The 19574-nt window shown below is 69.9% G+C and carries 20 protein-coding genes, 1 tRNA gene and 1 other RNA gene; 13 read left to right on the top strand and 9 right to left on the bottom strand.

From position 1 onward, the window contains the following. Positions 1-64: 64 nt before the first annotated feature. From A5711_RS01645 to A5711_RS01635, 3 genes are read left to right on the top strand one after another with little or no spacing between them, the layout of a single operon-like run. The gene (locus tag A5711_RS01645; RefSeq protein ID WP_067943403.1) at positions 65-1294 is read left to right on the top strand and encodes a Mur ligase family protein; all 1230 of its coding nucleotides are present in this window, start codon (positions 65-67) and stop codon (positions 1292-1294) included. Further along, entirely contained in the window at positions 1287-1994 is a 708-nt protein-coding gene (locus tag A5711_RS01640; RefSeq protein ID WP_067943401.1) for a type 1 glutamine amidotransferase, read from the top strand. Before A5711_RS01645 ends, A5711_RS01640 begins: the two co-directional genes overlap by 8 nt. 1 nt (position 1995) lies before the next feature. Further along, entirely contained in the window at positions 1996-2430 is a 435-nt protein-coding gene (locus A5711_RS01635) for a hypothetical protein (protein WP_231987403.1), read from the top strand. A gap of 5 nt (positions 2431-2435) precedes the next feature. On the opposite strand, the gene recR is transcribed toward A5711_RS01635, so the two are convergent. Both recR and A5711_RS01625 read right to left on the bottom strand, forming a co-directional pair. Further along, positions 2436-3047, bottom strand: a complete 612-nt coding sequence (gene recR, locus A5711_RS01630) for a recombination mediator RecR (protein WP_067943399.1) — start codon at positions 3045-3047, stop codon at positions 2436-2438. Positions 3048-3057: 10 nt separating this feature from the next. Beyond that, positions 3058-3405, bottom strand: coding sequence for a YbaB/EbfC family nucleoid-associated protein (locus A5711_RS01625; RefSeq protein WP_066955869.1), 348 nt, complete (start codon positions 3403-3405; stop codon positions 3058-3060). Positions 3406-3503: 98 nt separating this feature from the next. On the opposite strand from A5711_RS01625, the gene A5711_RS01620 reads away from it, so the two are divergent. Further along, the gene (locus tag A5711_RS01620; RefSeq protein ID WP_067943397.1) at positions 3504-4265 is read left to right on the top strand and encodes an Rv3717 family N-acetylmuramoyl-L-alanine amidase; all 762 of its coding nucleotides are present in this window, start codon (positions 3504-3506) and stop codon (positions 4263-4265) included. Here the strand turns inward: A5711_RS01620 and A5711_RS01615 are convergent. Then, the gene (locus tag A5711_RS01615) at positions 4262-4705 is read right to left on the bottom strand and encodes an SRPBCC family protein (RefSeq protein ID WP_067943395.1); all 444 of its coding nucleotides are present in this window, start codon (positions 4703-4705) and stop codon (positions 4262-4264) included. The genes A5711_RS01620 and A5711_RS01615 overlap by 4 nt on opposite strands. A 67-nt stretch (positions 4706-4772) precedes the next feature. Between A5711_RS01615 and A5711_RS01610 the strand changes: the two genes are divergently transcribed. Next, complete coding sequence (locus A5711_RS01610; RefSeq protein WP_067943393.1) at positions 4773-6164, top strand: FAD-binding oxidoreductase; 1392 nt, start codon at positions 4773-4775, stop codon at positions 6162-6164. Continuing rightward, the gene (locus A5711_RS01605) at positions 6161-7471 is read left to right on the top strand and encodes a class I SAM-dependent methyltransferase (RefSeq protein ID WP_197520722.1); all 1311 of its coding nucleotides are present in this window, start codon (positions 6161-6163) and stop codon (positions 7469-7471) included. The genes A5711_RS01610 and A5711_RS01605 overlap by 4 nt, the downstream gene beginning before the upstream one ends. Before the next feature lie 9 nt (positions 7472-7480). On the opposite strand, the gene A5711_RS01600 is transcribed toward A5711_RS01605, so the two are convergent. The 3 genes from A5711_RS01600 to ffs form a co-directional block, all read right to left on the bottom strand. Beyond that, the gene (locus A5711_RS01600; RefSeq protein ID WP_067943391.1) at positions 7481-9295 is read right to left on the bottom strand and encodes a DNA polymerase III subunits gamma/tau; all 1815 of its coding nucleotides are present in this window, start codon (positions 9293-9295) and stop codon (positions 7481-7483) included. A 55-nt stretch (positions 9296-9350) separates the two neighbouring features. Next, a complete protein-coding gene (locus tag A5711_RS01595) occupies positions 9351-10646 on the bottom strand; it encodes an aminotransferase class I/II-fold pyridoxal phosphate-dependent enzyme (protein WP_156744712.1) in 1296 nt (431 codons plus the stop codon). 58 nt (positions 10647-10704) lie between these two features. Further along, an RNA gene (ffs, locus tag A5711_RS01590) (signal recognition particle sRNA small type) lies at positions 10705-10799 on the bottom strand. 74 nt (positions 10800-10873) lie between these two features. Here ffs and A5711_RS01585 point away from each other — a divergent pair. After that, a tRNA-Ser gene (locus A5711_RS01585) sits at positions 10874-10959 on the top strand. 92 nt (positions 10960-11051) lie between these two features. After that, on the top strand, positions 11052-11834 hold the full coding sequence (locus A5711_RS01580) for a hypothetical protein (protein WP_067943388.1): 783 nt from the start codon (positions 11052-11054) through the stop codon (positions 11832-11834). On the opposite strand, the gene A5711_RS01575 is transcribed toward A5711_RS01580, so the two are convergent. Together A5711_RS01575 and A5711_RS01570 are read right to left on the bottom strand one after the other, a co-directional pair. Then, complete coding sequence (locus tag A5711_RS01575; protein WP_082975624.1) at positions 11835-12578, bottom strand: enoyl-CoA hydratase/isomerase family protein; 744 nt, start codon at positions 12576-12578, stop codon at positions 11835-11837. A 14-nt stretch (positions 12579-12592) separates the two neighbouring features. Continuing rightward, a complete protein-coding gene (locus A5711_RS01570; RefSeq protein ID WP_067278284.1) occupies positions 12593-12973 on the bottom strand; it encodes a hypothetical protein in 381 nt (126 codons plus the stop codon). 143 nt (positions 12974-13116) lie between these two features. On the opposite strand from A5711_RS01570, the gene A5711_RS01565 reads away from it, so the two are divergent. From A5711_RS01565 to A5711_RS01555, 3 genes are all read left to right on the top strand, one after another. Further along, positions 13117-13596 (top strand): lipoprotein LpqH, encoded by a 480-nt coding sequence (locus tag A5711_RS01565; protein WP_067943384.1) that lies wholly within the window; start codon positions 13117-13119, stop codon positions 13594-13596. A 95-nt stretch (positions 13597-13691) separates the two neighbouring features. Next, entirely contained in the window at positions 13692-15383 is a 1692-nt protein-coding gene (locus tag A5711_RS01560; protein ID WP_067943382.1) for a hypothetical protein, read from the top strand. Further along, on the top strand, positions 15365-16726 hold the full coding sequence (locus tag A5711_RS01555; protein ID WP_369829915.1) for a CHAT domain-containing protein: 1362 nt from the start codon (positions 15365-15367) through the stop codon (positions 16724-16726). The genes A5711_RS01560 and A5711_RS01555 overlap by 19 nt, the downstream gene beginning before the upstream one ends. Before the next feature lie 3 nt (positions 16727-16729). Here the strand turns inward: A5711_RS01555 and A5711_RS01550 are convergent, their stop codons facing one another. After that, positions 16730-17068: a hypothetical protein gene (locus tag A5711_RS01550; RefSeq protein ID WP_067943380.1), complete on the bottom strand. Its 339-nt coding sequence runs from the start codon at positions 17066-17068 to the stop codon at positions 16730-16732. Between the two features lie 44 nt (positions 17069-17112). Between A5711_RS01550 and A5711_RS01545 the strand changes: the two genes are divergently transcribed. Together A5711_RS01545 and A5711_RS01540 are read left to right on the top strand one after the other, a co-directional pair. Further along, positions 17113-18426, top strand: coding sequence for a hypothetical protein (locus A5711_RS01545; protein WP_067943443.1), 1314 nt, complete (start codon positions 17113-17115; stop codon positions 18424-18426). Beyond that, positions 18423-19559, top strand: coding sequence for a hypothetical protein (locus A5711_RS01540; protein ID WP_067943378.1), 1137 nt, complete (start codon positions 18423-18425; stop codon positions 19557-19559). Before A5711_RS01545 ends, A5711_RS01540 begins: the two co-directional genes overlap by 4 nt. Positions 19560-19574 lie beyond the last annotated feature (15 nt).

Raw genomic sequence — 19574 nt, 5'->3', positions numbered from 1 at the left:
GTCGCTGCGCTGCCGTGTCGGCGGTGAATTCGATGCGGCCGGTGGCCGCCTTTAAACTGCGCGGGTGATCACCACCCGCGCACGCCTCGCCCTCGCCGCCGGAGCGAGCGCGCGCTGGGCATCGCGGGTGACTGGGCGCGGCGCCGGGGCGATGATCGGCGGCCTGATCGCGATGACCCTGGATCGCTCGGTGCTTCGCCAGCTCGCGGCCGGACGGCGCACCGTCGTCGTCACCGGCACCAACGGCAAGTCGACCACCACCCGGATGACCGCCGCCGCGCTGGGCACGCTGGGACCGGTGGCCACCAACGCCGAGGGCGCCAACATGGACGCCGGCCTGGTGGCCGCGCTGGCCGCGCACCGCGATGCGCCGCTGGCGGCCCTGGAAGTCGACGAGATGCACGTGCCGCACGTCTCCGATGCCGTCGAGCCCGCGGTCGTCGTGCTGCTCAACCTGTCGCGCGACCAGTTGGACCGGGTCGGCGAGATCAACGTCATCGAACGCACGTTGCGGGCCGGGCTGGCCAGGCACCCGACGACGGTCGTCGTCGCCAACTGCGACGACGTGCTGATGACGTCGGCGGCCTACGACAGCCCGAACGTGGTCTGGGTGGCCGCGGGCGGCTCGTGGGCCAACGACTCGGTCAGCTGCCCGCGCAGCGGCGAGGTCATCGTCCGCGAGCAGGGCCACTGGTATTCCACCGGCGCGGACTTCAAGCGGCCCAGCCCGCAGTGGTGGTTCGACGACGAGACGCTGTATGGGCCCGACGGGCTGGCGCTGCCGATGCGGTTGGCGCTGCCGGGCGCGGTCAATCGGGGTAACGCCGCCCAGGCCGTCGCCGCGGCCGTCGCGCTGGGCGCCGATCCTTCGAAGGCGGTGGCGGCCGTGTCGGGCGTCGACGAGGTCGCCGGGCGCTACCGGTCCGTCCGCGTCGGCAACCACGAAGCGCGGATCCTGCTGGCCAAGAACCCGGCCGGATGGCAGGAGGCGCTGTCCATGGTGGACAAGCAGGCGGCCGGGGTGGTCATCGCGGTCAACGGACAGGTGCCCGACGGCGAGGACCTGTCCTGGCTGTGGGACGTGCGCTTCGAGCACTTCGAAGAGACGCGAGTCGTCGCCGCCGGGGAGCGGGGCACCGACCTGGCGGTGCGCCTCGGCTACGCCGGCGTCGACCACACCCTGGTGCACGACACCGTGGCGGCGATCGCGTCCTGCCCGCCGGGGCGGGTCGAGGTCGTCGCCAACTACACCGCGTTCCTCCAGCTGCAACGGGCGTTGGCGCGCCATGGCTGACTCGGCGGTGCGGATCGGGCTGGTGCTGCCCGACGTGATGGGCACCTACGGCGACGGAGGCAACGCGCTGGTGCTGCGCCAGCGGCTGCGGCTGCGGGGCATCGCCGCGGAGATCGTCGAGATCACGCTCGCCGACCCGGTGCCGGACTCGCTGGACCTCTACACCCTGGGCGGCGCCGAGGACTATGCGCAGCGGTTGGCCACCAGGCACCTGATCAAGCATCCCGGGCTCCAGCGGGCCGCGGAGCGGGGAGCGCCCGTGCTGGCGATCTGCGCCGCCGTTCAGGTGCTGGGGCGCTGGTATGAGACGTCGGCGGGGGAACGGGTCGACGGAGTCGGCCTGCTCGACGCGACCACCTCGCCGCAGGACGCCCGCACCATCGGCGAGCTGGTCAGCAAGCCGCTACTACCCGGGCTGACCCAGCGGCTCACCGGTTTCGAAAACCACCGGGGCGGCACCGTCCTGGGCCCGGCCGCGTCGCCGCTTGGCGCGGTGGTCAAGGGCGCGGGCAACCGGGCGGGCGACGGCTTCGACGGCGCGGTCCAGGGCAGCGTACTCGCCACCTACATGCATGGGCCGTGCCTGGCCCGCAACCCGGAGCTGGCCGACCTGCTGCTGAGCAAGGTGGTGGGTGAGCTGGCGCCGCTGGACCTGCCCGAGGTGGAGTTGCTGCGCCGCGAGCGGTTGGGGGCGCGCTGACGTGAATGAGATCGCGAGAATCCGCCGGCCGGGGTTGGCGGGCGGCGGCGCCCTGCTGGTCGCGGCCGCATTGATTACGCCGGTGCCGGCGCACGCCACCCCGGAGGTGCCGAGCGGTAGCTACACCGTGCTCTATACCGACAGCGACAAGTCGACCACGTGGCTTTTCGCCCCCTGCGGATCGGACTGCACGCTGGCGACCTCGCAGGACGGCGGGACGTTCGTCATCAGCTGGGAGTTCGACCTCGCGAACGGACGCTGGACCCACAGCGGCGCGACGCAGGCGCCGTGCGCGAACGGAACAACGGTCCCGGCAACCGTCGAATACAGCTTCGACGCGGTGTCGCTTGCCGGTGAGGGCCGGACGACCACGTCCGACGGGTGCGGCGGTCCAGGCTCGACGGTCACCCGGCCGTTCCGATTGACCAAAACCTGATCGTCTCAGACCATCGCCCGGCGGCCGGCCAGCGCGCGGCCCAGCGTCAGCTCGTCGGCGAATTCCAGGTCGCCGCCCATCGGCAGCCCGGAGGCGATCCGCGTCACGGTCAGCCCGGGGATGTCGCGCAACATGCGGACCAGATAGGTCGCGGTGGCCTCGCCCTCGGTGTTCGGGTCGGTCGCGATGATCACCTCGGTGATGTCGACGTCGTCGACCCGCTCCCCGATCCGGCTCAACAACTCGCGGATCCGCAGCTGATCGGGCCCCACGCCCGACAGCGGGTCCAGCGCGCCGCCCAGCACGTGGTAGCGGCCGCGGAACTCGCGGGTGCGCTCGACGGCCTGGACGTCCTTCGGCTCCTCGACGACGCACACCAGCGAGCCGTCCCGGCGGGGGTCCGAGCAGATGCGGCAGCGCTCGTTGTCGGAGACGTTGCCGCACACCGCGCAGAACCGCACGCCGTCGCGGACCTTGCCCAGCGCCGCGGTCAGCCGGTCGATGTCCGGCGGTTCGACCGACAGCAAATGGAAGGCGATGCGCTGAGCGCTTTTGGGCCCGATGCCCGGCAGCTTGCCGAGCTCGTCGATCAGGTCCTGGACGGGTCCTTCAAACATGTCGGAAGATCTAGAGCCCCGGCGCCGGGGCCGGCGGCTGGCCCGGGGGTGGGCCGCCGAAGCCGCCGGCCAGCGCGCCCAGCCGCTCCTGCGCCATCCGGGTGACCTGCTTCGACGCGTCGCCCATGGCTCCGACGATCAAGTCCTGCAGCGTCTCGACGTCCCCGGGGTCGACGACCTTGGGGTCGATCTGCACCGCGACCACTTCGCCGCTGCCTTTGACGGTCACCCTGACCAGGCCGCCGCCGGCCTGCCCGTGCACCTCGGCATTGGCGAGCTGTTGCTGGGCTTCCATCAACTTCTGCTGCATCTCCTGCGCCTGGGCCAGCAGCGCCGACATGTCGCCTCCGGGTTGCATGACAGTCCCCTCGCATCTTGGTCTCGACTTGGTTTCGCCTGCGTGTGTCCGGCGATTCGAAACACTCAGCGTAGACCGCGCGACGCTACCTTTGCGCCGTGGACCTACGAGTGAGCAGGCGTGTCGGCATCAAGTTGGTCATCGGCGTGCTGGTTGCCGCCTCGGCCACGATCACCCCGACCGCCGGCGCGGTCCCGTCCAACATCGCCGGCATGGTGGTTTTCATCGATCCCGGCCACAACGGCTCCAACGACGCGTCCATCGGCCGCCAGGTGCCCACCGGCCGCGGCGGTACCAAGGACTGCCAGGCGAGCGGGACGTCGACCAACAGCGGCTACCAGGAACACACCTTCACCTGGGACACCGCGCTGCGAGTCCGCCAGGAGTTGAACGCCCTCGGCGTCCGGACCGCCATGGCGCGCGGCAACGACACCGGGCTGGGGCCGTGCGTCGACGAGCGCGCCAACATGGCCAACGCGTTGCATCCCAACGCGGTCCTGAGCATCCACGCCGACGGCGGCCCGGCCTCGGGCCGAGGATTCCACGTCAACTACTCGGCCCCGCCGCTCAACCAGGTGCAGGCCGGACCGTCGGTGCAGTACGCCCGAATCATGCGCGACCAGATGCAGGCCTCCGGGATTCCGCCGGCCAACTACATCGGCCAGAACGGGCTGTACGGACGCTCTGACCTCGCCGGGCTGAACCTGGCGCAGTACCCGTCGATCCTGGTCGAGTGCGGCAACATGAAGAACCCCGCCGACTCGGCGCTGATGGAGTCGGCCGAGGGCAGGCAGAAGTACGCCGACGCGATGGTTCGCGGCGTCGCGGGTTTCCTCGCCTCGCAGGGCCAGGCGCGCTAGGCGGAGCCTTCCAACTCGTTCTTCAGGTTGGCCAACACCTCACCCTGAATCCGCTTGAGCCCCAACGGCGCAAAGGTTTTCTCGAAGAAGCCCTTGACGCCGCCCGCACCGGTCCAGGTCGTCTTCACGGTGACGCTGGACCCGGGTCCGGCGGGGGCCACCGTCCAGTTGATGATCATCGACGAGTTGGCGTCCTTCTCGATGACGGAATGGCCGGCGACGTCGACGTTGACCTGCACATCGCGGACGCGAGATTTGGTGGCCTGCAGCTTCCATTTGGCGACGGTGCCCGCGCCCTGGCCGCCCTGCAACACCTGGTAATCGCTGTACTGCGGGGACAGAATCTTCGGGCGCACCCGCTGATAGTCCGCGACGGCCGCGAGGGTGGCGGCCGGCTCGGCATTGACCAAAATTGTGCTGGCAGCACTCACCTGTCCCAAAACAACTCCCGAAAGCTATGCCGCCCGCGCGCGGGTGCACGGGCTGTGGTCGAAGACTAGGGTATATGTGGTGCCTGTCCCTGGATCTGCACTCTCGGCGCACAAGTCGGGCGTTGACCGGTTGATGGCGAGTTATCGATCCATCCCCGCGACGTCCGCCGTCAGGCTCGCCAAGCCGACCTCAAACCTGTTCCGCGCCCGCACTAAACGCGACGCCCCCGGCCTGGACACGTCGGGGCTGACCGGCGTGCTGAGCGTCGATCCCGAAGCCCGCACCGCCGACGTGGCCGGCATGTGCACCTACGAGGACCTGGTGGCCGCGACGCTGCCTTACGGCCTTTCGCCACTGGTCGTCCCGCAATTGAAGACCATCACGCTCGGTGGCGCGGTCAGCGGCCTGGGCATCGAGTCGGCATCGTTTCGCAATGGCCTGCCCCATGAATCCGTGCTGGAGATGGACATCCTCACCGGCGCCGGCGAGTTGCTCACCGCGTCGCGCACCCAGCATCCCGACCTGTTCCGTGCCTTCCCCAATTCCTATGGGACGCTGGGATATTCAACGCGGCTGCGGATCGAGCTGGAGCCCGTCGCGCCGTTTGTCGCGTTGCGGCACGTCCGGTTCCGCTCGCTGCCCGCGCTGACCGCGGCGATGGAACGCATCATCGATACCGGCGGGCAGGGCGGCACGCCGGTCGACTATCTCGACGGTGTGGTGTTCAGCGCCGACGAAAGCTACCTGTGCGTGGGCCGGCGAACCACCACCCCGGGACCGGTCAGCGACTACACCGGGAACAGCATCTACTACCAATCGATCCGGCACGACTCCCCCGGGGTGGAAGCCACCAAGGACGACCGGCTGACCATGCACGACTACTTCTGGCGCTGGGACACCGACTGGTTCTGGTGCTCGCGCGCGTTCGGCGTGCAGAACCCGCGGCTGCGGCGCTGGTGGCCGCGCCGCTACCGGCGCAGCAGCTTCTACTCGAAGCTCGTCGCCATCGACCAGCGCTTCGGCGTCGCCGACCGGATCGAGAAACGCCATGGCCGTCCCCCGCGCGAGCGGGTGGTCCAGGATGTCGAACTGCCGGTCGAACGGACCTGCGAGTTCCTGGAGTGGTTCCTGCAGAACGTGCCCATCACCCCGATCTGGCTGTGTCCGCTGCGGCTGCGCGATGACGGGGGCTGGCCGCTGTATCCGATGCGGCCGGACCACACCTACGTCAACATCGGCTTCTGGTCTTCGGTGCCGGCGGGCGCCACGGAAGGCGCCACCAACCGGACGATCGAAGCGAAGGTGAGCGAGCTCGACGGGCACAAGTCGCTGTACTCCGATTCGTATTACGCCCGCGAGGAATTCGACGAGTTGTACGGCGGCGAGGCCTACAACACGATCAAGAAAACCTACGACCCCGATTCCCGGCTACTCGACCTCTACGCGAAGGCGGTGCAACGGCGATGACGACAACCAAAGAACCCCGCCGCGCCACGGCCCGAAAACTCAGCATGGCGGAGATCCTGGAGATCTTCGCCGCCACCGGAAGACACCCGCTGAAGTTCACCGCCTACGACGGCAGCACCGCGGGCAGCAAGGATGCCCAACTGGGCCTGGATCTTCGGACCCCGCGCGGCGCCACCTACCTGGCCACCGCTCCCGGCGAACTCGGCCTGGCCCGCGCATATGTGGCGGGCGACATGGACCTGTACGGCGTCCACCCCGGTGATCCCTACCAGCTGCTCAAGACGCTGACCGACCGCGTCCAGTTCAAGCGGCCGCCGGCGCGGGTGCTCGCCAACGTGGTGCGCTCGATGGGGCTGGAGCGGCTGGTCCCGGTTCCCCCGCCGCCGCAGGAGACCCCGCCCCGGTGGCGGCGGATCGCCGACGGGCTGATGCACACCAAGACCCGCGACGCCGAGGCCATCCACCACCACTACGACGTTTCCAACACCTTCTACGAATGGGTGCTCGGCCCGTCGATGACGTACACGTGTGCGGTCTACCCCGACGCCGACGCGACTCTGGAAGAGGCCCAGGAGAACAAGTACCGGCTGGTCTTCGAGAAATTGCGGCTGCAGCAAGGTGATCGGCTGCTCGACGTGGGCTGCGGTTGGGGCGGCATGGTGCGGTTCGCCGCGCGACGCGGTGTCCGGGTGATCGGCGCCACCCTGTCGGGCGAGCAGGCGAAGTGGGCGCAACGGGCGATCCAGGATGAGGGTCTCGAGGACTTGGCCGAAGTCCGGCATTCGGACTACCGCGACATCCGCGAGGGCGGGTTCGACGCGGTGTCCTCGATCGGGTTGACCGAGCACATCGGCGTCAAAAACTACCCGGCCTACTTCGGGTTCCTGAAGTCGAAGCTGCGCACCGGCGGGCTGCTGCTCAATCACTGCATCACCCGCCACGACAACAAATCGACTTCTTTCGCGGGCGGCTTCACCGACCGATATGTCTTCCCGGACGGGGAGCTGACCGGCTCGGGACGCATCATCACCGACGTCCAGGACGTGGGCTTCGAGGTGCTGCACGAGGAGAACTTCCGGCATCACTACGCGATGACGCTGCGCGACTGGTGCCGCAACCTGGTCGAGCACTGGGACGACGCGGTCGACGAGGTCGGCCTGCCCACCGCCAAGGTGTGGGGCCTGTACATGGCGGCCTCGCGGGTCGCCTTCGAGCAAAACAACCTGCAGCTGCATCACGTCCTGGCGGCCAACGTGGACGCGCGAGGCGGCGACCACCTGCCGCTGCGGCCGTGGTGGACGCCCTAGGTCACCAGCTCAGCCGTTATCGATCCGGCGCGCGCCCAGTTCGTTCTGCAACAGCTCGAGCGCGACCTCCTCGGGATCGCGGCGCGGCGCCGACGACTCAGTGCGGCCGGCTTCGGCGAGCATGTGCTCCTCTTCGTCGCGCTGCGCCACGTCGGGCGCGGGCTCGGCGGCCCTCGGCGCCGGCGCGGCGGACTCGACCGGCGCTGCGGCACCGACCTCGCAACGCACCCGCCAGTTGACGCCCAGCGCATCTTTGAGCGCTTCGGCGATCACGTCGGCGTTGCGCTGTTCGCACAGCCGCTTGGCCAGCGGCGCCGACGAATGCGTCAGCACCAGCGTGTTCTCCTCGAGCGCGCGCACGGTGGCGCCCGCCAGCATCACCTCGGTGGTGCGGCTGCGCTGGCGCACCTTGTCGCGCACCGTCGGCCACATGGTCCGCACAGCGGCCGCGTTGAGTTCACCGGGCGCGGCCGGTTCGGCAATCGGCGCGGCGGCCGGTTCCGGCGCCGGGGGCGATGGGACCGGTTCGGGGACCGCCTCCGGCTTGGGAACGGGCGGAGCGGACCTGGGCGGGGCGGGCTCCTTGGGCGGGGCCGGCTCCTTGCGTGGCCGCGCCGGCGCGGTCACCGCCGGCGGGTGCGCGGCGGCCGCCTGGGAGGCGGGAATGGACAGGTCCAGCCGCGTCTCGATCCGCTCGACGCGCTGCAGCAGCGCCGACTCCGTGTCGCTGGCCGAGGGGAGCAGCAGCCGGGCGCAAACCACTTCGAGCAACAAGCGCGGGGCCGTCGCGCCGCGCATCTCGCCCAGCCCCGCCTGCACGACCTCGGCGTAGCGGGTCAGGGTGGCCGACCCGAGGCGGGCGGCCTGGTCGCGCATCCGGTCGAGCACGTCCTCCGGGGCGTCCACCACGCCGCGGCTGACCGCGTCCGGAACCGCCTGCAGCACGATGAGGTCGCGGAACCGCTCCAGCAGGTCGGTGGCGAAGCGCCGCGGGTCGTGGCCGGCATCGATCACCGATTCCACCGCGCCGAACAACGCCTCTGCGTCCGACGCGGCGAGGGCGTCCACCGCGTCGTCGATCAGCGCGACATCGGTGGCGCCCAACAACCCGAGCGCCCGCGGATAGGTGACGTGGTCGTCCTCGGCGCCCGCCAGCAGCTGGTCGAGCACCGACAGCGTGTCGCGTGGTGAGCCGCCGCCGGCGCGGATCACCAGCGGGAACACCGCGTCGTCGACGGCGACGTTCTCCTGCTCGCAGATCCGCCCGATCAACGCCCGCATGGTCTTCGGGGGCAGCAGCCGGAACGGGTAGTGGTGGGTGCGCGACCGGATCGTCGGCAGCACCTTTTCCGGTTCGGTGGTGGCGAAGATGAAGATGAGGTGCTCGGGCGGCTCCTCCACGATCTTGAGCAGCGCGTTGAATCCCGCGGTGGTCACCATGTGCGCCTCGTCGATGATGAACACCCGATAGCGGGACTGCGCGGGCGCGTAGAACGCGCGATCCCGCAGCTCGCGGGTGTCGTCCACGCCGCCGTGGCTGGCGGCGTCGAGTTCCACCACGTCGATGCTGCCGGGCGCGTTCGGGGCGAGCGCCGTGCAGGATTCGCACACCCCGCACGGATTGGCCGTCGGCCCCTGCGCGCAGTTCAGCGACCGCGCCAGGATGCGCGCCGAGGATGTTTTTCCGCAGCCGCGCGGCCCGGAGAACAGGTAGGCGTGGTTGATCCGGCCGGCTTCCAGGGCGATCGACAGCGGTTCGGTGACGTGCTCCTGCCCCACCACCTCGGCGAAGGTTGCCGGTCGGTACTTGCGGTAGAGGGCCACGGTCAGCAGGCTACCGGCGTGCGCTGACTGGAGCCCGGCGGGCGTGTCGTCGCCGTCAGCTCACACTGGACGCGGCGGAGACGAGCAGCGACTCGGATGCCGCGAGCAGCGCGCAAGTGGCCAGCCCGTCGACCGCGTTGCGCAGGTCCGGCAGCGACGGGAAGGTGGGTGCGATCCGGATGTTCTTGTCGTCCGGGTCTTTTCGGTACGGGAACGACGCGCCCGCCTCGGTCACGGCGATGCCCGCGTCCTTGGCCAGCGCCACGGTCCGGCGTGCCGTACCTGGCAACACATCGAGGCTGATGAAGTAGCCCCCCTGGGGTTCGGTCCACGAGGCGATCTTCGAGTCGCTCAGCCGCTCGTCCAAAATGTCCAGCGCCAGCTCGAATTTCGGCGCCAGGATCTGCTGGTGACGCAGCATGTGCAGGCGTACCCCGTCGGCGTCGCGGAAGAAGCGCAGGTGCCTCAGCTGGTTGACCTTGTCCGGGCCGATCGACTTCTTCCCCGCGTACTGCAGATACCACGCGATGTTGCCCAGCGATCCGCCGAGGAAGCTCACGCCGGCACCGGCGAAGGTGATCTTCGAGGTGGACGCGAAGACGTAGGGCCGGTTCGGGTTACCGGCCGCAGCGGCCAGCCCCAGCACGTCGATCTGGTGCGGGAAGTCGTGCGTCAACGTGTGCACGGCGTACGCGTTGTCCCAGAACAGCCGGAAGTCCGGCGCCGCCGTCCGCATCTGGACGAGCCGGCGGACCGTTTCCCAGGAATAGGTGATTCCGGTGGGGTTGCCGAACACCGGCACCGTCCACATGCCCTTGATGGCGGGGTCCACGGCGACCAGTTCCTCGATCAGGTCGACGTCGGGACCGTCGGCCAGCATCGGGATGGGAATCATCTCGATGCCCATCGTCTCGGTGATGGCGAAGTGCCGGTCATAGCCGGGAACGGGGCACAGGAACTTAATGCCGTCCTGCTCCTTCATCCATGGGCGCTGCGAGTCGACTCCGCCGTACAACATCGAGAAGGCGACCAGGTCGTGCATCAGCTCGAGGCTGGAGTTGTTGCCGGCGATCAGGTGGGGCACTGCGATCCCGAGCAGCTCTCCAAAGATGGCCCGCAGCTCGGGCAGGCCGTGCAGCCCGCCGTAGTTGCGGGTGTCGGTGCCCTCGCTGTCGCGGTAGTCGTCACCGGGCAGGCTCAGCAACTGGTTGGACAGGTCGAGCTGCTCGGGGGCCGGTTTGCCGCGGGTCAGGTCGAGGGACAGCTTCTTGGCCTGCAGGTCCGCGTAGTCCTGCTGGTTGCGCGCGTGCAGAGCCGCTAACTCTTCAGGGCTGAGGGAATCGAAAGACACCATGGGCCCTTTCGCTTAGAAACGCTGGAAGATCAGTGGGGCCAAAACGGTCCCCCGGCATAGGGGACCCCGCGCACCCGACAGAGCCCATTGACCCTTGCTGCCTTCCGGCCCTGGGGGAGTTCACAGGATAGACGCCGCGCGGGGTCCACGGCGAGTCTAATACCTGGCACGGACTAGTCGGCGTGCGCCTCCAGGGCCGCGACGGCCTCGGTTACCATGGCCACGGAGGATTCGCCTAGTGGCCTATGGCGCTCGCCTGGAACGCGGGTTGGGTTAACAGCCCTCGCGGGTTCAAATCCCGCATCCTCCGCAACCGGTCCGCCATGCGGACGTGCACGAATTGGTTTGGATTCGGGTTGGCCGCCTTTAGGCTGGCGTGAACTCACCAGCGCGAGGAGGGGTATGGGGCGCAAGATTGCCGTGCCGTGGCACCTGCTGTTCTCCATCGCCGCCGGCGCCCTCTACTTCTTTTTCGTGTTGCCCCGTTGGCCGGAGCTGATGGGTGACACCACGCATTCGTTGGGGACGGCGCTTCGGATCGCGACGGGCGCGCTGTTCGCCCTGGCCGCGCTGCCCGTGGTGTTCAACCTGTTGCGGGTGCGCAAGCCGGAGCTGGGGACACCGCAGCTGGCCCTGACGCTGCGGGTCGCTTCGATCGTGGCCCATGTGCTGGCCGGCGTGCTCATCATCGGCGCGGCGATCAGCGAGATCTGGCTGAGCCTGGACGCCGCCGGACGGTATCTGTTCGCGATCTACGGCGCGGCGGCCGCGATCGGATTGCTCGGGTTCTTCGCGTTCTACCTGTCTTTCGTCGCCGAGTTGCCGCCGCCACCGCCGAAACCGATCAAGGCGAAGAAACCTAAGAAGCGTCGCTCGCGCCGCAAGGCGGGCGAAGAAGGCGGCGAACCCGCCGACGAGGCGGAGGAGGCCGAGGAGGCCGACGAGCCGGAGGAGACCGAGGAGCCGGAGGAGACCGAGGCCGTCACGGCCGAGGCTGCCGAAGAGACGGCCGAAGCGGCCGCGGCTCCCGAGCCGGCGGAAGAACCCGCCGAAGAAACCGAAGCGACGGAAGCGACCGAAGCCAGGTTGCGCAACCGCCGCCCGACGGGCAAGGGGTCGCACCGGATGCGGCGCCGGCGCACCAGGGGCGGCGTCGCCGTCGAGGAAGCCCTCGACGAGGAATAGTCAGTCGCGCCGCCGCAGCCGCTCCACGTAGGCGGCGATCCGTTGCAGCGTCGGTTCCGCCCCCCACATCTGGCGGACCTCCTCGTCGACACCCCGGCCGTCACGGATCCGCGCCATCGTCGGAGCCCGTAGTTGCGCCTTGGTCTGGCGATAGGCGTCGGCCGGGATGCCACCGAGATCGGACGCCTCCACCACGGCCGCCTCGAGGAGATCGTCTTCGACAACGCGATGGGCCAGCCCGCGGGCGACGGCCTCGGCTCCGCGATAGGTGCGCCCGCCCAACAGCACCTCCTCGGCGTGATCGCCGCAGGCGTAGCGCATGACCTCCAGCGCGGCGACCGGAAACGGCACCCCGACGCGCACCTCCGCCGCGCCGATCTGCGCTTGGGGGCCGATGAGGCGGCGGTCGCAGGCACACGCCAGCACGCATCCTCCGGCGATGGCGGCGCCGTTGATCGCGGCGACGGTCGGGCCCGGGTAGGAGAACACCGCCTCGAAAGCCGCAGACAGCGCGGGGACCAGCCGATCGGTGTAGCCCGCGCCGCCCTCCACCACGCGGTTGAGGTCTACCCCGGCGCTGAACGCCCGGCCGGCCCCGGTGACGACCAGCGCGCCGGCCTTCGAACTCCCCAGATCGCGCACCGCCAGGGTCAGCTCTTCGAGCAGCTCGACGTCCTGGGCGTTGACCGGCCCCGACGACAGGGTCAGCACCTGGACGTCTTGCACCGTCTTGATGTCGATCATGGTCACATCCTCGATCAGCGGCTCACGGCCGCGATGACGACCGGAATGTCGGTGTTCTCGTCGGTGTGGTAGCTCGCGCACACGCGGTGATAGCCGTCGGCGATCTGCAGCGGAGCTCCGGTGGGGAAGTCGCCGCGCACCAGCAGGATGGGCGACAGCGGTTGCCCCTTCTCGATTTTGGTCAGGTCCGCCGCGACGTGCGGGTTGTCGACGGGCAATAGACCCAGCCGCGCCGCACGCAGGATGTCCTTGGCCTTCCGGTGTGTAACGGTGCCGGCCTTCAACTTCTTGATCACCTTCTTCACCGTCGCCGGGTCCGCGAGCATGGTGAGGTAGTCCGCCGCCGCTGGAAAGTCATGGGCCTCAGGCTTTTCCAGCCACTTCACGCTCAGCATCGCGTGCCTCCTTCGTCAGCGTCGACCTCGACGCAGCCTACCGGCCCGACGCGGCGAAATTTGGGATCGGTAGCGAATCCAGGGGGCTGTACTTGCGCCATGACGACGCCATCGGGGCGGCGCATGGAGGAAGGAATCACGAAGTGAAGCGACTTCTCGCGGCTGCGATCGGGACACTGGGCGCCGCATCGGTGCTGGTGGGGTGCTCCAGCGGCGGCCACACGGCCAGCCCGGCGTCGAGCACGGCACCCAGCGTCGCCAACGGCGGCGGGGCGCAGGTCAAAGTTGGCGGCGCCGACCTGGCGGGCCTGGACCCGGCCTCGGTGACCTGCGTCCGGACCGGCGGCAAGATCGACATCGGCAGTGGCTCCAGCGGCGGACGGCAGGCGCTGGCCGTCGTCATGACCGACGAGGCCACCCCGAAGGTCGAGTCGCTGGCAATGGTTGTCGACGGCAATGCCCTGTCGGTCAGCAACAACATGGGCGCGAAGGTCGGCTCGGCCAACGTGGCGGTGGACGGCAAGACCTACACCATCACCGGCCAGGCGCAGGGCGCCGACTTGAAGAACCCGATGGCCGGCATGATCAGCAAGGACTTCAACATCAAGGTGACCTGCGGCTGATCGGTTGCGACCGGGCGGCGGACGTGCATCACTCACGCGTCCGCCGCTCGCCGCTTTCCCAGCCCGGGCAGCGCCCGCGGACTTATGATGCAGCCGTGTCGATCCCCGACCAGTTGGACAACGCGCGCCGCCTGGCGTTCGCGGCCGATGAAGCCGGGGCGCGCGATCTGCTGCTGTCCTTGATACCGCGCATCGAGCGGGAGGACCGGGACGATCTGATGCTGGAAGTCCTCGCGCAACTCGGCGAAATCTACCTCGAGCGCGGCGCGAATGACGGCGTGCGCGAATCCATCCGGCGCATTCAGGACTGCGTGGCGATCTACGCGAGCATGCCCGCCGATGCCGAGACCACGCACATGATCCGCCGGTACTCGCGCCGGGCCCAGTTTCTGCAAATCGGCCTGGCCGCGGCGATCGGCGATCACGAGGGCGCGGCGGCGGCACTGGCGGCGTTGGACGACGACGCGGACGTTCCCGCGCTGGCCGACGAACACGCTCGCCTGCGCATCCATGCGCTGGTGCTGTGCGCGACAGCGCTGTGCGACGACGACCTGCATGTCCGGTCGGTCCCGTTGTGGGAGAACATGCTTCGTGGCCTGGCGGACTACGGCGGGAGCGGCGATGCCGCCGACCACCTCCGGGTCGTCGCCGGCATCGGGTACGGCAGGTTCTGCGTCCAAACGGGCCGGCTGCCGGAGGCTGATCCCTGGCTGCGTCGCGCGGAAGCCCGCGCACAGGCCAACGGCTGGGAACTGGCCACAGCGCAAGCACGATTGGAGCGGGCGGCGGCGTGCTGGGCGGCCAACGACCACGCCGGCACCGAGCAACTGGTGTCCGAGGCCTATCCCGTCATCGCCCGCCACGCCAGGGCCCACGACGTCGCCCGCTGCTGGCTGTACATGGGGCTCACCCGGCTGGGGGCCGGCGCCCTGGAAGCCGCCGACGAATGCTGGGAGCACGCGGAGCGGCACTGGCGCGAATTGGGAAAGCTGCTCCACCTGCACCGTATCCTGTTGCAGCGCAGCTGGATCGCGATCTTCTGGAGCCGCTTCGCCAAAGCGGTCGAGCTGATCGCCGAGGCCCGCGAACTGCTCGACTCGTCCCCGCGCAGCAGCTGGCTGCAGTACGCGCTGCTCGACAATCATCTCGGCACGGTGTGGCGCGCGGATGCGTTGGCGGACCTCGGTTTCGACAGCTCGGGCGATCCCGACGAGACGCTGCAGGAGACGGAGGCCCGGCAGGCGGAGGGACTCGGCATCCTGCACGGCCAGGTCGGCACCGACGAATACTGGCGCGGCATGACGAAGCTGCAGCAGGCCGCCGAGCTCAAGGTCCCCGCCGCCCTGGCGGTCGACTCGGTGCGGTATTCGATCGCCGACGCCGATGCGCGAGCGCGCTGGGCCGCCAGCATTTCGGCCCCCGTCCTGGCCGGCGCCTTCGCCGTCGCCTGGGAATGGGAGAACACCGAACTGATCAGTCAGCTGGTCGAATATCACAGTGCCCGTGGAACTTTCGGTACCGGTCCGCAGCGGCCGCGAACCGGCGAATGGGCGTCGACCGCCACCACCCACGTCCCCCTCGAGGCCGATCTGGAGCCGGCCCCCGCACTGGCCGCGGCCGGCTCGCCGGGCCCCGGCGGCGCGTCGCTGACCCGGCTTGGACCGTTGCCGCCGTTGCGGATGCAGCCGGATACCGAGCCGATCCTGAGCCACTATCGGGCGCTGGCATTTCAGCGCTACGGCCGCGACGTCACCGCGACCGAGCCCGCTTGGTCGACCTGGCCGTGAGCGACACCCACCGGGCCACCCTGATCCTGCGGTACGCCGACGTCGGGATCGCCACCTACGCCAGCCTGCGGGTCGTCGGTCAGCCATCCCGAACAGTCAACTGGGTCATCGAAGAGCCGCTGTTGCTGGCCGCGCTGGAAGAACTGGCGAACGCCCTGCCCGAGCCGCACGGTTCCGAGGACCCGCGGGACGCCATCGAGCGGGCGCTGACCGCCGGGCCGTTCGCGGCGGCGGACAGCGAGCTGACGCTCGCCTACATCCTTGGGGTGCTGCTGATCGGCTCCCCCGGCTGGCAACTGTTGGCCGAATGCGTGGCCACGCCGCGGCCCGTGCTGTTCGTCTCGCCCAGCGCGCGGCTGGCCCGTGTCCCGTGGGGGCTGCTGGCGGTACCGAAATCGGGTCCCAGCAAGGAAGAATTGGTGCGCGCCCGCCAGGAGGCCATCACCGCCAGCGGCCGGGCCGCCGCCCGGATCCCCTGGCAGCTCGCGGACATCGGGAAACACACCGACGGCTACCGGCTGATGGAACTGGTCGACGTCCTGATGGCGGTACCGCCGAACATCGTGCATTCGCCGCGGGCGCCCGCCGGATGGGACGCCAGGAAGGACGGCCCGCCGCTGCTGGTCCTCGACCCCAGGGTGCCGGGGCAGCGCCCGGACTCCGCGCTCGGGTCGGTGTTGGGCAGGCCCGCGCCGGACACACCCTTGGCGCGGCACTTCACCGGGGTGCTCGAGCACCGACCGGTCCTACCGGCCATTGAATCGGCGGTCGAACTGTTCCGCCGCCAGGATGCCGATCGCACGTGGCTGGCCAAGCTGCTGGCTCAGAGCCCGAGCAGGCTGCTATATGTGGGCCACGCGAGTTCGGCGGACGGCCAAGCCGATCGGGCCGCGCTGCACCTGGCCGATACCGCCGACATTCCCGGCGACGCCGACGCCATCGGCGATCACCGCCCGCTGACCGCGTCGGACCTGATGGCCCTGCAACTGCCGATGCCCCCGCGGGTGGCCCTGCTCGCGTGCGGTTCGGGCGGGGACTACCAATTCGACGAGGCCACCGGGCTGGTGGCGGCGATGGTCCTGGGCGGCGCCCAGTTGGTCACCGCCACGCTGTGGTCGCTGCCCACCACCGCGGCCTACCGCCAGTTCACCACGGCCACCGCCGATCCGATGGCCGACGTCGTCGCCGCCGTCGATCGCGCACATGACGCCGACGGAGACGCCGGGTGCGCGGTGAACCGTTGGCAGCGCGAACGGATGCGGCGCTGGCGCGACGGCGAGGCCACCGCGAGCCCGCTGTACTGGGGTGCGGTGGTCAGCTTCGCCGTGGACGGCGCGCGCTAGCCCTCAGAGCGACGCGACGAAGGCCGCGTGTACCGCCAGCACGTCGTCGGGCAGCGAAAGTTCTTCGCGCGCAGCGGGATCGAACGCCACCAGAACGACCAGGCCGGGCCGCAGCATCGACACGTCGAGATCGTCGCCGCAGCGTGCCAGCTTGCCGATGAAGGTCTCCCCGGAGACGGCGACCACCTCGATGAAAACCTGACGCTCGACCGCGCGCACGGTGCCGATCCCGACGGCGCGGTCCCCACCGCCGCGACGCCGGGCGCACCTGAGCCGGTCAACCAGCACCAACAGCTTGTTCATGCGACCAGGGTGAAGCCACCGACCGGCTACCGAACCCAAGTTTTCGGCTGCCGCGTTTCGCGCGATGCCCCTATTCTGTGCAGATGAGCGCGGATTCGCAGCTTGCCGTCGCGGTCGGCCACCCACGCCGGTCGGTGATCGACGCGGCGTGGCGGGCCATCGGCCCGGGTGTGGAGGTGCTCAGCAGCGACGACGGCGGCCCGTTGAGCCGTACCGTCAAACGCATCATCGACCCTTTAGTGCTCCGGTTGCGGTCGAACCCGCAATATTCCGCTCCCGTCGTCACCCCCGAGACGGCCGCGGCGATGCGCGACCTGATCGTCGGCAGTGGAGCCGAATTACGCTCGGCCGCAGCGTGGTTCGAGGTTCTCAAGATGGAGCGCCGGCGACAGCGCATCCGCACGGGGAACGCCCAGGAACTGTACTTCCCGGTGTGCTTCGAGCTCGCGGTAACGAAAGGCCCACCGGCACCGCAGGATCGCGAGACGGCCGCCGCGGTGCTGGGCGACGTCCACCAGGGCCGCGACCGCACCGCGATCGAGGTCCTGAACCAATACGTGGCCGACCCCGAAGCGGTCGCGAAGCTGGCGGACCAGCTCGACCACAGCTGGCGGGACGTGCGGCCTGGTGACACCGTCACCGCCCCCTTTCTGGCCGAACTCGCCACCGTGCTGGGGCCCGCCAACAGCCACCGGAGCGCGACGGCGCGGCAGCGGGTCTGGTCGGCGATGATCGCCGACGCCACGCCGTACAACCTCGGGGCGCTGGCCCGCGTCGAGGCGGCGGAACTGCCGTGGTCGATTGTCGAACTCGGCCTGAGTTCCGTTGCCCCGCAACGTCCTCCGCAAGTCGCAGGCGACTGCGACAGCGACCGGCCGCTGGACCGCAGCGTGGTGGACCGGGTGCGCGCCACCCTGCGCCGCGCCCTGGACCGTGACGCACTGCCCGATATCCCGCTGCTCTGCGAGGAAGAGGTCGACCGGGCCTGCGCGCCCTGGGGGCTGATGGCCGAGGACAAACAGGCCACGCTCGTCGCGGGGATCGAGGTCGCGGTGGAGCTGGCACCGCTCGACCCGTCCGTCGCCGGCCGCTATGCCCTGGCGGCGCAGATCCAGGCCCGGTTGCGCAAGGAGGCCTACGTACTGCACGCCAGGCGCTACCTCGTCGAAGGCGGCCCCATCCACCCGCGCCAACGGCAGGTGGTCGACGACCTCGCCGCCTACGCGCAGCCGTACCTGAGCCGACTCTGGGCACGGCTGCACGGGCGCGACGTATGGCAGGAGTCCTGCGACGATGTCGACGATGTGCGATCGCTGCTCGAGGGCGTCGCGCGCTCGGTGAGCCTGGACCACCGGCAGCGGATCAAGGCGATGCTGGAATTGCAGGTGGCCGGATGAGATTGGTTGCCGATTCCGGCCTGTGGAGCACCGGACCCGTCAGCGAGGCGACGCCGCTGGCCGCGGTGCTGGAGGTCAGCGGCGCGGTGCTGTCGTGGACTTTGGACCAGCCAGGCGAGCCGGACGGTGCGGCAACCCACATCACGTTCACCGATTTCGGCCGCGCCGACTGGCTTTGGCGGATCCTCGGCGAATCCGGACACGTCGCCCTGGCTTCGGCGATCGGGTCGGCGGACGACCCGCACGGCATCGACCTCGCCGGCGTGGACATCCTGCCGGGCTCGGTCGCCCCGCTGCGCAGGCTGGCGGTGGGCCATTGGCTGCGGCGCTGGTGGCCCGCAAGCCGGCGCGACGGCATCGCCGGCCTCGACCGCGCGTTGCTGGACCTCGAGGTCGCGTTGCTGACCGCCGGCGCGCAGGGCTTCTTCGCCGACGACACCTTGGATTCCGACGTGGCGGGATTACTGGCGCCGCACGCCGATGCCCTGGCCGCCCACGTCGCCGACGGCGATCCGCGCGCACTCGATCTGGTGCGGGCGGGCGCCGGCCTGGCCGACGAACTGGGCGTGGACGGCCCCGGCTGGCCCGAACTCTGTGCCGCCCTTGATGATTCGAGTATGCCCCTGAGCGTGCCGAGCGGCCGCCGCGACGACTACGCCCTGGCCGCGGGTGCGGGAGCGGGTCCGGGCGCCGCGGCTCCGATCACCCGCGGCGTCGCGTCCGTCAACTGGGGCGGGGTTCCGCCCGGCATCTTCGACGCGGGCGAAAACACCGTCGACTGGACGATCGAGGCGGCCGGGACGGCCGTCGCCTTGGTGCGGACCGCGGTCATCGGGCCGGACGCGCCCACCGGCATCGCCGTGCGGCTGCGCTCCGGCGCCGTTTCCGGCACCGGTGCCCTGGACGCCGACGGCCGAGCGACCCTCCCCCTGGTCGATGGCGCGCAACATCCGCTGACCGAATCGGCGGCGTGGGGCCACGATTGGTCGGCCACGGCGGTGCACGTCGGGGCGGAGACGACGGAGTCCCCCGAAACCCGGGAACGCGTGCGGCGGTGGGCGCGGGCGCGGCTGGACCGGCCGGCCGGCGACGCGTTCCTGGCCGAAATTCTGGCGGCCGAATCCTCCTACTAACGCCGGCCCCGATTC

This window comes from Mycobacterium sp. E2238, from assembly GCF_001672665.1.
Classification (GTDB): domain Bacteria; phylum Actinomycetota; class Actinomycetes; order Mycobacteriales; family Mycobacteriaceae; genus Mycobacterium.
The sequence above is the reverse complement of the archived record's forward strand: the minus strand, read 5'-3'. Positions and strand labels throughout refer to the sequence as shown.

Excerpts from the sequence above, each read along its gene's own strand:
- A5711_RS01640 (WP_067943401.1), top strand. The coding sequence starts at position 1,287 with ATGGCTGACTCGGCGGTGCGGATCGGGCTGGTGCTGCCCGACGTGATG.
- recR (WP_067943399.1), bottom strand. The coding sequence starts at position 3,047 with ATGTTTGAAGGACCCGTCCAGGACCTGATCGACGAGCTCGGCAAGCTG.
- A5711_RS01625 (WP_066955869.1), bottom strand. The coding sequence starts at position 3,405 with ATGCAACCCGGAGGCGACATGTCGGCGCTGCTGGCCCAGGCGCAGGAG.
- A5711_RS01605 (WP_197520722.1), top strand. The coding sequence starts at position 6,161 with ATGACGACAACCAAAGAACCCCGCCGCGCCACGGCCCGAAAACTCAGC.
- A5711_RS01580 (WP_067943388.1), top strand. The coding sequence starts at position 11,052 with ATGGGGCGCAAGATTGCCGTGCCGTGGCACCTGCTGTTCTCCATCGCC.
- A5711_RS01575 (WP_082975624.1), bottom strand. The coding sequence starts at position 12,578 with ATGATCGACATCAAGACGGTGCAAGACGTCCAGGTGCTGACCCTGTCG.
- A5711_RS01570 (WP_067278284.1), bottom strand. The coding sequence starts at position 12,973 with ATGCTGAGCGTGAAGTGGCTGGAAAAGCCTGAGGCCCATGACTTTCCA.
- A5711_RS01545 (WP_067943443.1), top strand. The coding sequence starts at position 17,113 with ATGAGCGCGGATTCGCAGCTTGCCGTCGCGGTCGGCCACCCACGCCGG.
- A5711_RS01540 (WP_067943378.1), top strand. The coding sequence starts at position 18,423 with ATGAGATTGGTTGCCGATTCCGGCCTGTGGAGCACCGGACCCGTCAGC.